This window comes from Faecalimonas sp. LCP19S3_D12, from assembly GCF_052121495.1.
GTDB lineage: Bacteria > Bacillota > Clostridia > Lachnospirales > Lachnospiraceae > Faecalimonas.
The window spans coordinates 1-15,418 of the sequence record NZ_JBQKED010000006.1; the positions used below are offsets into that span (position 1 = coordinate 1).

Below are 15,418 nucleotides of genomic sequence, written 5' to 3' on the forward strand. Positions count from 1 at the left end.
TACGCAACATTAATTGTAAAAGGGAAAAAGAAAATCGAAGATGTACCGGCAAAAATCCGTGATCAGGTAAAAGAGTTACTGGTAGATTTGGAAGTGCCGGAGCTGGCAGAGCAAAAGGACCGTAATGGTCTTTTTATTTTGCAAAGATAAGGAAAAGTGAGGAAAAGTTTAATGCAGGAAATGATTATAGACATCTGTGTTGCTATCATGACGCCGGTTCTTGGCTACATTGTATGGCTGCTTAAAAATCAGAAGAAAGACAGAGATGCAAATAGTCACGGAACAATGCTGTTATTGCGTGTACAGCTAATAGAGTATCATACAAAATACATGAGAGAGGGAGAAATACCTTCTTATGCCTATGAAAATTTTGTAGAAATGTATGATGCTTATCATGCACTCGGCGGGAATGGAATGGTAACAAAGATGAAACATGAGATTGATGAATTACATTTAAAAAAGAAAGGTTGATGAGATATGTTTAAAAACAGCGTATTAAAAACAAGTGTAGACACAAAGAGATGGTTAAAGGCAGCGGGAATTCGTGCAGTTAAGACAATGGCACAGGCTGGTATTGCCGGTATTGGTGCAGCAGCCGCAATGGGACAGGTAGACTGGAAATATGTATGCTCGGCGGCTGTGCTTGCTGGGGTAGTTAGTGCACTTACATCAGTAGCAGGCATCCCGGAGGTAGAGGGCGAATAATAGCCCTCACACATATAATTAAAAGAAAAGGAGATTTTATTATGGGAACATATAACGTACATGCAGGACACTGTCCACAAGGACAGGGGGCATCCGGTGCAGTTGGTATTTTGCAGGAATCTGTGGAAGATAGGATCGTAAAAAACGAAGTTATCCGTCTGTTAAGAGCAGAGGGAAATACAGTCTACGACTGCACCTGCGACGAAAATACAACGAAAACAGGTTGTTTAAATAAAATTATTGCAAAGTGTAATGCTCACAAGGTAGATGGAGATTATTCCATTCATCTCAATTCCGGCAGGAATGATTACCACGGCGATACAAAAACGGGAGGCGTCGAAGTAATTATATACGATACCGGAATGAGAGAAATTGCGGAACGAATCGCCAAAAACATTGCAGAAGAATTTGGATACACTCTACGAAGTGACAGCACATCACCGTGTCCAGGTGTAAAAATAGACAAAGGCTTGAGAGTGCTTAACAGTACAAAAGCACCTGCAGCACTAATAGAGTGCTGCTTTGTCGATGATGCAGACGACGCAAAAGTGTGGGATGCAAAACGCTGCGCAAAAGCAATCGTGGAAGGAATCTTAAACAAAAAAATCAGTACAACAGGAGGTAGTGGAGTGAATACAGTAAGAAGAATAAAACCGGGAACAGCTTATTTAAATGAGGATTGCCCAATTTATGACGTTACATTTAAAAATGTTATCATTAATGGGAAAAAAGGAGATCATATCACTGTGTTAGATCACGGTACAGAGGGAGTTAAAGTAAGACACAACAGTACAGTTGGCTACATGCACTGTAAATATGTCATGCCAGTAATCTATCCGGGAGAAAAACTTCGAATAGTAGAAGATGTTACAATTACAATTAAAAAAGGTACACAGCTGATCAGTCAGGATAGTGGTTACATGGGGAATATCGTAAACGGCAACTTTATTATCAATTCAAAATCAGTCGAGAAAATCTAAATAACACAGCCCCATCTCCGAAGAGGTGGGGCGAAAACTTATTGACACATTAAATGCACAAGTGTTATATTATAAGTAGAAATAAACAAAGAGACCGTTCCTTATTCAACGTACCCCGGAGACATGAGGAGCGGTTTCTTTTATTGTATCCTTCGGAGTTTCTTCTATATAAAGATATATTGTATCAAATTCGGTATAAGAGTGAAAATAAGAGGGCAAATAAGAGTGAATCTTACTTAAAAATCTTGTTGCAAACTCTATAGTAAATGTTGAAAAATGCAGTGTATACGAATAAGAACGAATGTAAAGCACGTATATCAATGTTCCTTGGAGTCATTTCTTGAAAAGTGTCCGCAGAAGCTTCTGCGGATATTTTTTTGCCCTGAAATACTTTGTTTTAAGGGTTTCTTTTTTGCAAAATATGGTTTATAATAAGAAACGTCAAAACTTATAGTAAAGAATCGGAGGGAAAGAATAATGTTAGTATCAGCAAAAGAAATGCTTGAAAAAGCAAAAGCAGGACACTACGCAGTAGGTCAATTCAACATTAACAACTTAGAATGGACAAAATCAATTTTACTTACAGCTCAGGAATGCAATTCACCAGTAATTCTTGGTGTATCTGAAGGTGCTGGAAAATATATGGCGGGATACAAGACAATCGTAGGAATGGTAAATGGAATGTTAGAAGAACTGAACATCACAGTTCCGGTAGCACTTCACTTAGACCACGGAAGCTACGAAGGATGTTTGAAATGTATCGAAGCTGGATTTTCTTCGGTAATGTTTGATGGTTCACACTATCCAATCGAAGAAAACGTAGCAAAAACAAAAGAATTAGTTGCAATCTGTAATGAAAAAGGAATGTCTCTTGAAGCTGAAGTTGGTTCAATCGGTGGAGAAGAAGACGGTGTTGTAGGAAAAGGTGAATGTGCAGATCCTAAGGAATGTAAAGCAATCGCTGATCTTGGAGTATCTATGCTAGCAGCAGGTATTGGTAACATCCACGGAAAATATCCAGAAAACTGGGAAGGATTAAGCTTCGAGACTTTAGATGCTATTCAGCAGCTTACAGGAGAGATGCCATTAGTACTTCACGGAGGAACAGGTATTCCGGAAGACATGATTAAAAAAGCAATTGACTTAGGTGTTGCTAAGATCAATGTAAATACAGAGTGCCAGTTATCATTTGCTGCTGCAACTCGTGAATACATTGAAGCTGGTAAAGATTTACAGGGAAAAGGATTTGACCCACGTAAATTATTAGCTCCAGGTGCAGAGGCAATCAAAGCAACTGTAAAAGAAAAAATGGAATTATTTGGTTCTGTTAATAAAGCTTAATAAGGACAAGTTCTTAATCGAGGGTGATGGAAGTTATTTCCGTCACCTTCTTTATTTTTCCTTGCATTTTAAAAAAAATTAGAGTATCTTAGAAGAGAATATTTTGGAAGAAACGAATGAACTGGGAAGGGTGAAACAATGAGTGAGATAATAAATGTAGCAGAGATATTTGGCGAAAATGTTTTCAATGATTCTGTTATGCAGGAGCGCTTGCCGAAGAAAGTATATAAAGAATTAAAGAGAACAATTCAAGAAGGAAAAGAATTAGAGCAGTCGATTGCGGATGTAGTGGCACATGAGATGAAAGAATGGGCGATTGAAAAAGGTGCAACGCATTATTCACATTGGTTTCAGCCTCTTACAGGGGCAACTGCGGAAAAACATGATTCTTTTATTTCCGCACCGAAGTCAGATGGAAAGGTGTTGATGGAGTTCTCGGGGAAAGAGCTTGTCAAGGGAGAACCTGACGCATCCTCATTCCCGTCAGGAGGACTTAGAGCTACATTCGAGGCGAGAGGATATACGGCGTGGGATTGTACGTCTCCGGCATTTGTCAAAAAAGATGCAACTGGAACGGGGGCGATCCTTTACATACCGACAGCATTTTGTTCGTATACAGGAGATGCGCTGGATCAAAAGACACCGTTGCTTCGCTCTATGGAAGCAATCAACAAACAGGCACTCAGACTTCTTCGTCTGTTTGGCAACACAACTTCTCAGAGAGTGACACCGTCAGTAGGAGCGGAGCAGGAATATTTTTTGGTTGACCGGGAAAAATATCTGAAACGAAAAGATCTTATTTTTACGGGAAGAACATTATTTGGCGCAATGCCGCCAAAAGGGCAGGAGCTCGACGATCATTATTTTGGGGCAATTCGTGAGCGTATTGCGCTCTTTATGAAAGATGTCAATGAAGAACTTTGGAAATTAGGTGTGTCGGCAAAGACACAACATAATGAAGTTGCACCGGCACAGCATGAGTTAGCGCCAATTTATGCACAATGTAATGTGGCAGTTGACCACAATCAACTTGTGATGGAGACGTTAAAACAGGTTGCATACCATCATGGACTCCATTGTTTATTACATGAAAAACCATTTGCAGGAGTGAATGGTTCCGGAAAGCATAACAACTGGTCTCTGACGACGGACGATGGAATTAATCTTTTAGATCCGGGAAAAACACCACATGAGAATATCCAGTTTCTACTTGTCCTGACATGTATTTTGCGAGCGGTAGACAGACATGCGGAATTATTGAGAGAATCTGCTGCGGATGTGGGAAATGACCACAGACTTGGGGCAAACGAGGCGCCTCCTGCGATTATTTCGGTATATCTAGGTGAACAGTTAGAAGATGTACTTTCACAATTGATCAGTACAGGAGAGGCAACTCACAGTCTGAAAGGTGGAAAATTACAGACAGGTGTCCGCACCTTGCCTGATTTTGCGAAAGATGCGACAGATAGAAACCGTACCTCACCGTTTGCGTTTACCGGAAATAAGTTCGAGTTCCGTATGGTGGGTTCCAGAGATTCTGTGGCTGCGCCGAATGTTGTGCTGAATACGATTGTGGCAGAAGTATTTCAGGAAGTCTGCGATGAGTTGGAGAAAGCAGAAGACTTTGACATGAAAGTACATGATCTAATCAAGCAGTTTGCTTCTGAGCATCAAAGAATCGTATTTAACGGAAACGGATATTCCGACGAATGGGTAGAGGAGGCAAAGAGAAGAGGGCTTCCGAACATTAGAACAACTGTGGAATCGATTGAATATCTGACAACGGAGAAAACCGTCGAGTTGTTTGAAAAGTTTGGCGTGTTCACAAGAGCGGAATTGGAATCACGTGCAGAGATTAAATACGAGACTTACGCAAAAGCAATCAATATAGAAGCGAGAGCGATGATCGATATTGCGAGTAAACATATTATTCCGGCGGTAATCAAGTATATTACCTCTCTTGCAAATTCCATTAATCAGGTGCGTGAAGTATGTGGAGATGTTGGAGTAGATGTGCAGGAAGAGCTTTTGAAAGAATCTTCCGAATTGCTAGCTCGGACCAGAAAAGCTTTGAAAGATCTGACTGTAGTGACAGATGAGGCATGCCAGATGCAGGAAGGTTCGGCACAGGCGGAATTTTTCAAAGATAGAGTCGTGACTGGAATGCAGACGTTGCGTGAACCGGTAGATGCACTGGAAATGATTGTAAATAAAGAGATGTGGCCGATGCCGTCTTACGGTGATCTGCTGTTCGAAGTATAAAAAACTGCTTTTCATATAGAAGCCTTTGTGTTATTCTGCATATAAAGAACAACACGGAGGTGAATGTATGAGAAGCAGTGATTTTTTATTACAGTTAAAAAAAGCATTGGAGAATGAATTGAGCGCAGCTCAGGTTCAGGATAATGTAGAATATTATAAAAATTATATCAAAGAGGAAATGAAAAGTGGAAAATCGGAGCAGGAAGTGATGAACATGCTTGGAGATCCGTGGGTGATTGCCAAGACAATCCTATTGGAGGAAAAGATGAGTGGAACTCAGGAAAGTGTCAATTCAGAGGAAGTGTGGAGCAATCAAGAACAGACACACCAAAGCCAAAAGATTCATCTGTTTGGACTAGACACCTGGTGGAAGAAGGCCGCGGTTATTTTGGGCGTGATTGCTATTATTATTCTTATTATTTCTTTGATATTGGGGATTCTCTCGATTGTGTTGCCGATTGCAATTCCTTTGATATTGATTGTGACGATTTTCAACATGCTCCGCCGAAAATAAAAAGACCAATGGGGGAGCCATTGGTCTTTTTGAGGGGAGTATAAATAATTAATAAGGGGTTGTAGAAAATCGCTTTCTACAAGAGTTAGTATAATATAAATTGGAAAAAAAAGCAAGTTAAAAATTAAAAATTTCTTAAGCAGGTTCAGAGACTGTTAAGAAGTAATTTGTGTAAAAGTTGAATGCATAAAACATTTCGGATGAGAGATAATAAGGTTTGTACCAATTAAAATCTCAGGAGGAATGAAACAATGGCAAAAAATAATAATGCAACAAACAACAATTCAATGAACAACAACGCAACTTCTTCTTATGGCAATGCACAGAGCAAGAATAAGACATCTAACAAGACAACAAGCAAAAATACAAACTCAAATGCATCTAAGAATAAAGCAAGCGCATCTGATGCAAGCAGAAACGAAAGCAACAACTATTAATTAGACAGCAAGGGATGGGGAATGTGATCATTTCCCATCTTTATTAATATGTGGCGTCTCTTGACAGAGGGACGCCTTACACGTAATATAAAGTATATAGAAACAGGAGGAAGAGAATGGAAAGAATCGAATTAATAGCACCATGTCATTTTGGACTTGAGGCTGTGTTAAAAAGAGAAATACAGGATCTCGGGTATGAGATTTCAAATGTAGAAGATGGAAGGGTATCATTTTATGGAGATGCAGAGGCAATCTGTAGGGCGAATATATTTTTGCGGACCGCAGAGAGAGTGCTTCTGAAAGTGGGAAGCTTTAAGGCAGTTACATTTGAAGAACTGTTTGAATATACAAAAAAAATTCCTTGGGAGAAATACGTTCCGAAAGATGGAAAGTTTTGGGTGACAAAGGCTGCATCGGTAAAAAGTAAACTGTTTAGTCCATCCGATATTCAGTCTATTATGAAAAAGGCAATGGTAAACCGCATGAGAGAACATTATCATGTGGATTGGTTTGAAGAAAGTGGAGCCTCTTATCCGGTGCGCGTTTTTCTGATGAAAGATATCGTGACGGTCGGAATTGACACATCCGGTGTTTCTTTACATAAGAGAGGATACAGACAACTGTCAAGCAAGGCTCCGATTACTGAGACACTTGCGGCGGCGCTGATCATGCTGACCCCTTGGAGGAGAGACAGAATACTTGTCGATCCATTTTGCGGAAGTGGAACTTTTCCGATTGAGGCGGCGATGATTGCAGCGAATATTGCACCTGGAATGAACCGATCGTTTACCGCAGAAGAATGGAGCAATCTGATTCCGAAAAAAGCGTGGTACGATGCCATTGATGAAGCAAACAGTCTCATAAATGACGATATCGAGGTAGATATCCAAGGATACGATATTGATGGAGACGTTGTCCGTGCCGCACGAGAAAATGCAAAAGAGGCAGGGGTGGAGCATTTGATTCATTTTCAGGAGCGTGCTGTGAAAGATCTGCGCCATCCGAAAAAGTATGGATTCATTATCACAAACCCGCCGTACGGAGAGCGTTTGGAGGAAAAAGAGAACCTTCCAGGACTATATAAAGAGTTTGGCGACAGTTTCCGCAACTTGGACAGCTGGTCGGCGTATATGATTACAAGCTATGAGGATACAGAAAAGTATTTTGGTAGAAAAGCGGACAAGAACCGAAAGATTTACAATGGAATGCTGAAGACGTATTTTTATCAATTTCTGGGACCGAAACCACCAAAACAGAAGAAATAAAGGAGGAAACCGAATATGGAACCAAAGATTATATTTGCAACAGGTAATGAGAATAAAATGAAAGAGATCCGCATGATCCTTTCTGACCTTGGAATGCCAATCCAGTCGATGAAAGAAGCTGGTATTGATGTGGATGTTGTGGAAGATGGAAGCACGTTTGAAGAAAATGCATTGATCAAGGCGACGGAGATTGCAAAACTTGCCGGTAACTGTGTTGTGCTTGCAGATGATTCAGGTTTGGAGATTGATTACCTGAACAAGGAGCCGGGAATTTATTCTGCACGCTATGCGGGAGTGGATACATCGTATGATATCAAAAATAATTTGTTGCTCGACCGTCTGAAAGGAGTGCCGGATGAAAAACGTACAGCGAGATTTGTCTGTGCAGTGGCTGCGGCATTTCCAGATGGGACTACAGAAGTAGTCAGAGGGACAATTGAAGGGCGTATCGGCTATGAAATCGCCGGAGAACATGGTTTTGGATATGATCCGATCTTTTATCTACCGGAATACAGATGCACGACAGCAGAACTTGATCCGGAGAAGAAGAATGAACTGAGCCACCGCGGGAAAGCACTTCGTGCAATGCGTAAAATTATGGAGAAAAAACTATGAGAGTATTAATTGTAAGTGATACACATGGAAGTCACAGAAATTTAGATACGGTGTTAGAACGCGTCGGAAAAATTGATGCACTTATCCATATGGGAGATGTGGAGAACGGTGAACATTACATTGAAGCAGTGGCGGATTGCGAGACTTATATAGTTGCAGGGAATAATGATTTCTTTTCGTTTTTGCCGAAGGAAAGAGAGTTCAAACTTGGAAAGTATAATATATTCATCACACATGGACATAACTATTATGTATCTATGGGGACTGTTCGATTAAAAGAAGAGGCAAGAGCGCGAAAGGCGGATATCGTCATGTATGGGCATACACATAAGCCGGATTTGGATTTTACCGATGATGTCATTGTTATCAATCCGGGAAGTCTTTCTTATCCGCGTCAGGAGGGGAGAAGACCGACCTTTGTGATGATGGAAATCGATGTAGCAGGAGAGGCATATTTTGAGCTTAAATACGTATAAAATAATCCCCTGTTGAAAAAAATAAAAAAATTTAAAAAAGTTGTTGACATTTCCGTGATAGGCATATATAATAGCTATTGTGTCACGGAGATGACAACAAAAAACAGAATAACGGGGTGTGGCTCAGCTTGGCTAGAGCGCCTGGTTTGGGACCAGGAGGTCGCAGGTTCGAATCCTGTCACCCCGATTTTGCGGGTGTAGTTCAATGGTAGAACACTAGCCTTCCAAGCTAGATACGTGGGTTCGATTCCCATCACCCGCTTTCCTAAAGTCTTTTAGAGGATTTGGGAACAGGAAATCAAATGTGTGTTTGTAGCTCAGTTGGATAGAGCAACGGCCTTCTAAGCCGTGGGTCAGGGGTTCGAATCCCTTCAAGCACGCTTTGTGGTGGGTATGGTGCAGTTGGTTAGCGCGCCAGATTGTGGTTCTGGATATCGTGGGTTCGAGTCCCACTATCCACCTTTCTATAGTGGGCTATCGCCAAGCGGTAAGGCACAGGACTTTGACTCCTGCATTCGTTGGTTCGAATCCAACTAGCCCAGTAATTATTATGGAGCATTAGCTCAGTCGGTAGAGCACTTGACTTTTAATCAAGTTGTCCGGGGTTCGAATCCCCGATGCTTCACTGGATGGACAAGCGTAAGCTTGTTCATATTTATTCTTCGGGAGATATTCCGATAAATCAGATATGCGGATGTGGCGGAACTGGCAGACGCGCTAGACTTAGGATCTAGTGGGAGACCGTGCAGGTTCGATTCCTGTCATCCGCAGTATAGAAGTCGTGATTCTTGAAAAATCAAGGGTTGCGACTTTTTTTGTGTAAAATTAAATGTAATTACAAATAGTGATAAAATTATTATAAGTATTTACAAATTATATTTGTACTGCTATAATTAAGAAAAATTGTAGGGGAAGGAGGAATTCGGCACATGTTATGTCGAAGACATGAAGATGCATAAGCACACAAAAATAAAACAATATTTGTTGGCAGAAATTGAAAAAGGAAATTTGATGCCGGGAGATAAACTGGAGACGGAAGAAAATATCGCAAAACGTTTCGAGGTAAGCAGACCTACAGTCAGGCAGGCATTGAAAGATCTGGAGCAAGAGGGATATTTGAGTCGCGTAAAAGGCAGCGGAACCTTTGTTACGGAACCTAAAGTGCTTCATACTTCCACGAGTTTTATTGCGAGCTATAAAAAAGAGGCGGAGGAGCAAGGAAGAGCTTTTGTAAATGAAGTAGTAGAATTTGAAACGATAGCTGCTAATGAAAAGATTGCAAGGGAATTAGGAATAAAGAAAGGAATGCAGGTCAAAAAGCTGGTTCGCATTCGAAAGAATAAAGGTGGATCGAATGAAGAGATTCCAGTTGTGTATACAAGTGTCTATATCCCTCTTTTTCGATTTCCAGAGATTGATACTCAAGATTTTTCAAAAGTATCTTTGTATGAAACATTGGAAAAGTATGGCATGTCAATCTGCCATGTCAGTAAAATATTGGAAGTCTGTATGCCCGCGCAAGAAGTAAGAGATGCACTAAGAATAGGTGCATGGGAGCCCACTATTTTTGTGGCTTCGAAAGGCTTCTTAAAAAATGGAGAAACAATGGAGTATGCGGAGAGCTACTATCCGGCAGGTCGAAGTAAATTCTTGATTGAATTGAAGAGGTGAATAGAGTGAAAGAATATATTGTGGTGGATGTAGGCGGTACAGAAATAAAGAGCTGTCTGATTGATGAATTGGGTGAAAAAAAGTCTGAGATATTGAAAACTCCGTCAAAAGCAAAATGTTCCAGAGAGGAAATTATGGATAATTTCTATTGGATAATTAGAACTATAGCGGGGGAAAGTCATGGGAATATACAAGGGATAGCATTTGCGTTTCCTGGAGAATTTGATTATGAGAGAGGAATTTCTCTACTAAAAAACCTAGATAAATATGATGCAATCTATCAGGTGAATGTTAGAGAAACCATACGAGAGTGGATTTGCGGAAGTTCGATTCAGAATCAGTTTCAAAATCCGAAAGACATGCCAATAGTATTTGTGAATGATGTAGAAGGATTTGCGGTAGGGGCAGCATGGAATAGAAGAAAAGCAATAGCGATCGTTATTGGGACAGGAGCCGGATCTGCTTTTATAAAAAATGGTCAACCAGCGCCGAAGGGAGAAGATGGAGTGCCTGAAAATGGAGCGATATATGATGCGCCTTTTCGAGGGAAAAGGATTGATGATTGGATATCGAAAAGAGGGATTATGGAATTATCAAAAACATTTACAGGGAGAGCAATGGAAGGTGCAGAACTTGCAAAATGTGTGGAGAAGGGTGATCCAAAGGCGGTGGCTGCATATCAGCAATTTGGAAGATTGTTAAAAGAAGCAGTAGAACCATATCTTGTGAAGTTTCGACCGGATGTTTGTATTTTAGGCGGTCAGATTATGAACAGCTTTTCGTTTTTTGGAGATATATTGGTAAAAATGTGTGAGGAGCTGAAGATAGAGATTCAAGTGATTACAAAAACATCTGAGACAACTTTTAATGGACTTTATAGAATATTAATAGAAGAGAGGACGTAGAAAGAAATGATAAAAACTAACTATGATAAAAATCCCAAAATAGAGATACTAGGATATGAAAGTGAAGCGTGGAGCGGAAGAGATAAAGTGTGCTCTGTGTTAAAAGCGGCAGTAGAGAAACGAAAAGGGAAAAGAACTATTTTGACATTGGAGTGTTATCCGGGGGTGCGGAAAGAAGATATTAACACATTGCTCGAAGGACTGTCGGTGGCGTTGTGGATTGATTCAGATTCGTGTGCGTATGAAGGAGAAGTTCTGGATCAAATGATGGAAAGAGAGCTGACAGATGACAGGGTATTTGGAATTTATACAACACATTCTTTGGAAGATTATTTTGACCAAGAAAAATTAAAAGATGCAGCTAAACAGGTAGAAGAAACAGAAGGACTTGTTGTGATTTGCGGAACAGGTGCGAGTCTGATACATGAAGGAGATGTTCTTGTTTATTGCGATATGGCAAGATGGGAGATTCAGCTGCGCTATCGTGCTGGCATGTCGAATTGGAATACGGAAAATTCAGAAGCTCCGATTTTAAGTAAATATAAGCGAGGATATTTTATTGAATGGCGAATTGCGGATAAACTTAAGAAAAAGCTGATGAACCGTATTGATTTTGTTTTGGACACGAATACAGAAGGTGTATGGAATATGGCGACGGGAAATGCGTTTCGCCAAGGGTTAAAGCAAGTGGCAGGACAGCCGTTCCGGGTAGTTCCATATTTTGATCCGGGAGTGTGGGGCGGACAGTGGATGAAAAAAGTCTGCGGTCTAGATGAGAGTAAGAAAAACTATGCGTGGAGTTTTGATGGAGTGCCGGAAGAGAACAGCATTCTTTTAGATTTTGGAACAACAGTACTCCAGGTGCCGGCAATCGATGTTGTATTTTACTGTCCGCATGAATTGTTAGGAGAGCATGTCCACGCAAGGTTCGGGGCAGAATTTCCGATTCGATTTGATTTTTTGGATACGATGGAGGGGCAGAATTTGTCATTGCAGGTACATCCATTGACAGAATATATTCAGGAAAAATTCAATATGCGTTATACGCAAGATGAAAGCTATTATATATTGGATGCGGAGGAAAAAGATACATATGTGTATCTCGGATTAAAAGAAGGAATTGACAAAGAAGCGATGGCAAAGGAGCTGTATGCAGCGCAAAATGGTCAAATTAGTTTTCCGGCAGAGCAATACGTTAATAAAATTTCGGTGAAAAAGCATGATCATATTCTGATTCCGGCGGGAACAGTACATTGTTCAGGAGCAGGGACAATGGTACTGGAAATCAGTGCAACTCCTTATATTTTTACATTTAAGCTCTGGGACTGGGACAGAGTAGGACTTGATGGACTTCCAAGACCGACACATATTGAGCATGGACTTGCGAACATCCAGTGGGACAGAGACACGAAGTGGGTAATGGAACATTTGGTTGGACAAGTGAAACTGCAAAAAGAGGAGGAAGGGGTAAAAATAGAAAAAACAGGTCTCCATGAACGAGAATTTATTGAGACGACACGAATCTGGACAGAGAAAGATGTGCTAGTTGAGACGAAAGATAGTGTGAATATGTTGAATCTTGTAGAAGGAGATGCTGTTACGGTGCACAGTGTAGATGGCAGCTTTGAGCCATATGAGGTGCATTATGCAGAGACTTTTATTGTTCCGGCATCGGTAAAAGAATACATACTACGACCAAAGACAGGCGAAAAAGTGGGTGTAATCTGTGCAAGAGTACGCTAAAAGTGAGAATATTTAGGTAGGAGGAAAAGATATGCCATTTACAATATATTTAATACATCATAGCCATACAGATATTGGATACACAGACTATCAGGAACAGATAGAAGAAAACCATGTTTACTATATACGTCACGCAATATGGATTCTGAACAAGGCACATTCGGATCGTCCACAGTGGCTTGGATTTGTCTGGCAATGCGAATGTTGGTGGGCAGTAGAAAAGTTTTTGAAGATTGCTTCGGAACAAGAAAAGAAAGCATTTTGGAAGTATGTAAAAAGTGGAGAGATTGGGCTATCTGCCAATTATGTGAATATGACAGAACTGATTGACCAAGAGGTGCTTGAAACGTATTTGAAGAAACCACAAAAAGAAAGTGGCAGAGAAGATGTTTTAGTAGAGAGTGCGATGACGGCAGATATCAATGGGTATAGTTGGGGGTATTCAGACGCATTAGAAAAAGCAGGGGTTCGCAACTTGTTAAGTTTTGTGCATACACATCATGGAAGATATCCATTATTTAAAAAGCAGACTCCATTTTGGTGGATTACGCCGTCTGGAAAAGAGGTTTTGGTTTGGCTTGGAGACCATTATCAAGTTGCAAATGAGCTGGGAATTAGCAAGTTAGTTGCGAAAGAGTATACATGTCTGGATGGTTTGGGTGAAATGGAGGCCGAAAATGTAGAGAAAGCAGAGTTGAGGATTCACAACTATGTAAAGACACTCAAAGAACAGGGATATGCTTATGACTTTACTGTTTTAGGGTTGTCTGGATATTTTACAGATAATGCCTGTCCGAGTCCGTTTACAATAGAGTTTGTGAAAGAACATAATGAACTCTATGGAGAAGACATTACATTAAAAATGGTAACGCTTGATGAATTTTTTGAAAGGTTGCGAGCGGAGAATGAGAAAAAAGAATTTCCGAAGTACAGAGGAGACTGGGCGGACTGGTGGGCAGATGGGGTAGGTTCTACTCCGGTTCATGTGCAGCATTTTAGAGAGGCGCAAAGAAGGCTAAGTCTGGCTAAACAATTAGATTGCGATGGTTTAGAAAATGCGAGAGTGATTGAAGAGTCAGAGCAAAACATGATGATTTATGCTGAACATACATGGGGACATTCTGCTTCTGTTGTGGAACCGTTTGATCCGGGAGTTAACCGATTAGAGCTTCGAAAAGGGCTCTATGCACAGCGCGCCCATGAGGCGGCAAGTAAAGCGCTTCTTCAAATTGCAAAGAAGAATGGAGCCACTCCGGCCTTGTATGGACAGGGAAGCAGTGAGTTTGTGGTAATGAACCCGGATGAGGAAGAGGTTGAGGATATTGTATCATTTGAGATGGAAGAAACATTGGGAAAAGCAGATGTGATTAGAGATATGGCAACTGGAAAAGTTGTGCGATATCAGAGCGAGAAGTTTTCCAGAGGGGATCGAATTTATTTGCAGGTGAAATTGAGTCCGAAAGAAAAAAGATGTTATCGATTGGAGCGGAGAGAGGAAGAACTTGATCCTACAGGGGGAATGCGTACGCCATATGGGGCAGAAGGAATCTGCGATATGCCATCTGAATATGAGAAGGAAGGAATTGTCGTATCACCGTGGTGCCTGGAAAATCAGTGGGTAAGAATCTGCATTGATGAAGAGTATGGAATTCAGGAGATGTTTGATAAAAACAGAGGGATCAGCCTTTTGAGAGAACATGCAAGCTATGCACCGCTTACACCTATATATGAACATACCCCGGTAGCAGATGCAGATCAGTACCGTGTACGAAAAGAGATGGGAAGAAATCGAAAGAGTATTTCCACAAAACGATATGTGGGAAACGTTATGAACGTGCGCATACTTGAAAGTGGAGAAGTGTTTGACCGTATTTGCATAGAGTATGACTTGGAAGGGACAGAAATATGTCAGGTAACGCTCACTGTTTATCGTAATTTTCCGAAAATAGATGCGGATTTGAAAGTGCATAAAAAAAGTAATTGGGATCCAGAGAATCTGTATCTTTCGCTTCCGTTTTCGGCGGGAGAGAAAGATGTATGCTGGCTAGAAAAGACGGGAGCGGTTATACGTCCGAGGATAGATCAGCTTCCAGGCAGTTGTATTGATTTTTATTTAATTCAAAATGGAGTATGGTATACAGGAGATTATGGAACTGTTTTGGTAGCCACTCCGGATACACCACTGATTGCTTTGGGGAATATCAAAGCACATCCAATTCAGTTTGCAGGAGAAAACGAGAAAAACAGTGATATGTTATATTCCTGGGTGATGAATAATTTTTGGGAGACGAATTTCAAAGTGGATTTAGGAGGATTCCATCAATATCGTTATAGTATTTTTTCAGTAGAAGAAAAGAATCCGAAGATAGTACAAGAACTAGCGCGGAGAATGAACCGTGGATTATTCTCATTTCAACGGACAAATTGTGAATTTTTATAGAAAAAGGAGCTGTGAGTGAGCTCCTTTTTCTGTATTCTATTTTCTGAATTCTATTATTTTAAAA

15 protein-coding genes and 7 tRNA genes are annotated in these 15,418 nt (G+C 40.6%); all 22 read left to right on the top strand.

What is annotated here, in order from left to right:
* Positions 1-12: 12 nt before the first annotated feature.
* Positions 13-150, top strand: coding sequence for a CD1375 family protein (locus ACTQXY_RS02850; RefSeq protein WP_441658243.1), 138 nt, complete (start codon positions 13-15; stop codon positions 148-150).
* A 21-nt stretch (positions 151-171) separates the two neighbouring features.
* Entirely contained in the window at positions 172-471 is a 300-nt protein-coding gene (locus ACTQXY_RS02855; RefSeq protein WP_441658191.1) for a hypothetical protein, read from the top strand.
* Between the two features lie 6 nt (positions 472-477).
* Positions 478-705, top strand: coding sequence for a holin (locus tag ACTQXY_RS02860; RefSeq protein ID WP_441658192.1), 228 nt, complete (start codon positions 478-480; stop codon positions 703-705).
* 41 nt (positions 706-746) lie between these two features.
* Positions 747-1,685 (top strand): N-acetylmuramoyl-L-alanine amidase, encoded by a 939-nt coding sequence (locus ACTQXY_RS02865; RefSeq protein WP_441658193.1) that lies wholly within the window; start codon positions 747-749, stop codon positions 1,683-1,685.
* A gap of 477 nt (positions 1,686-2,162) precedes the next feature.
* Positions 2,163-3,026 (top strand): class II fructose-1,6-bisphosphate aldolase, encoded by an 864-nt coding sequence (fba, locus tag ACTQXY_RS02870; protein WP_441658194.1) that lies wholly within the window; start codon positions 2,163-2,165, stop codon positions 3,024-3,026.
* 138 nt (positions 3,027-3,164) lie between these two features.
* Complete coding sequence (locus tag ACTQXY_RS02875) at positions 3,165-5,288, top strand: glutamine synthetase III domain-containing protein (RefSeq protein WP_441658195.1); 2,124 nt, start codon at positions 3,165-3,167, stop codon at positions 5,286-5,288.
* A 67-nt stretch (positions 5,289-5,355) separates the two neighbouring features.
* Positions 5,356-5,802: an HAAS signaling domain-containing protein gene (locus ACTQXY_RS02880; protein WP_441658196.1), complete on the top strand. Its 447-nt coding sequence runs from the start codon at positions 5,356-5,358 to the stop codon at positions 5,800-5,802.
* Between the two features lie 251 nt (positions 5,803-6,053).
* The gene (locus ACTQXY_RS02885; RefSeq protein ID WP_022250133.1) at positions 6,054-6,239 is read left to right on the top strand and encodes a hypothetical protein; all 186 of its coding nucleotides are present in this window, start codon (positions 6,054-6,056) and stop codon (positions 6,237-6,239) included.
* Positions 6,240-6,355: 116 nt separating this feature from the next.
* Entirely contained in the window at positions 6,356-7,504 is a 1,149-nt protein-coding gene (locus ACTQXY_RS02890) for a THUMP domain-containing protein (protein ID WP_441658197.1), read from the top strand.
* A gap of 15 nt (positions 7,505-7,519) precedes the next feature.
* Positions 7,520-8,119: an XTP/dITP diphosphatase gene (locus tag ACTQXY_RS02895; RefSeq protein ID WP_441658198.1), complete on the top strand. Its 600-nt coding sequence runs from the start codon at positions 7,520-7,522 to the stop codon at positions 8,117-8,119.
* Positions 8,116-8,595 carry a YfcE family phosphodiesterase gene (locus ACTQXY_RS02900; RefSeq protein WP_441658199.1) on the top strand — a complete coding sequence of 160 codons (480 nt, stop codon included), beginning with the start codon at positions 8,116-8,118 and terminating at the stop codon, positions 8,593-8,595. The genes ACTQXY_RS02895 and ACTQXY_RS02900 overlap by 4 nt, the downstream gene beginning before the upstream one ends.
* 112 nt (positions 8,596-8,707) lie before the next feature.
* Positions 8,708-8,782, top strand: a tRNA-Pro gene (locus tag ACTQXY_RS02905).
* Positions 8,783-8,786: 4 nt separating this feature from the next.
* Positions 8,787-8,857: transfer RNA gene (locus ACTQXY_RS02910), tRNA-Gly, on the top strand.
* Between the two features lie 44 nt (positions 8,858-8,901).
* Positions 8,902-8,975, top strand: a tRNA-Arg gene (locus ACTQXY_RS02915).
* A 7-nt stretch (positions 8,976-8,982) separates the two neighbouring features.
* A tRNA-His gene (locus tag ACTQXY_RS02920) sits at positions 8,983-9,056 on the top strand.
* Positions 9,057-9,065: 9 nt separating this feature from the next.
* Positions 9,066-9,137, top strand: a tRNA-Gln gene (locus tag ACTQXY_RS02925).
* Positions 9,138-9,147: 10 nt separating this feature from the next.
* A tRNA-Lys gene (locus tag ACTQXY_RS02930) sits at positions 9,148-9,220 on the top strand.
* A 65-nt stretch (positions 9,221-9,285) separates the two neighbouring features.
* Positions 9,286-9,365: transfer RNA gene (locus tag ACTQXY_RS02935), tRNA-Leu, on the top strand.
* Positions 9,366-9,546: 181 nt separating this feature from the next.
* A complete protein-coding gene (locus ACTQXY_RS02940; protein ID WP_441658200.1) occupies positions 9,547-10,266 on the top strand; it encodes a UTRA domain-containing protein in 720 nt (239 codons plus the stop codon).
* Between the two features lie 5 nt (positions 10,267-10,271).
* Complete coding sequence (locus ACTQXY_RS02945) at positions 10,272-11,171, top strand: ROK family protein (RefSeq protein ID WP_441658201.1); 900 nt, start codon at positions 10,272-10,274, stop codon at positions 11,169-11,171.
* Positions 11,172-11,177: 6 nt separating this feature from the next.
* Positions 11,178-12,914: a DUF8485 domain-containing protein gene (locus ACTQXY_RS02950; RefSeq protein ID WP_441658202.1), complete on the top strand. Its 1,737-nt coding sequence runs from the start codon at positions 11,178-11,180 to the stop codon at positions 12,912-12,914.
* Between the two features lie 31 nt (positions 12,915-12,945).
* A complete protein-coding gene (locus tag ACTQXY_RS02955) occupies positions 12,946-15,354 on the top strand; it encodes a glycoside hydrolase family 38 N-terminal domain-containing protein (protein WP_441658203.1) in 2,409 nt (802 codons plus the stop codon).
* Positions 15,355-15,418: the final 64 nt, after the last annotated feature.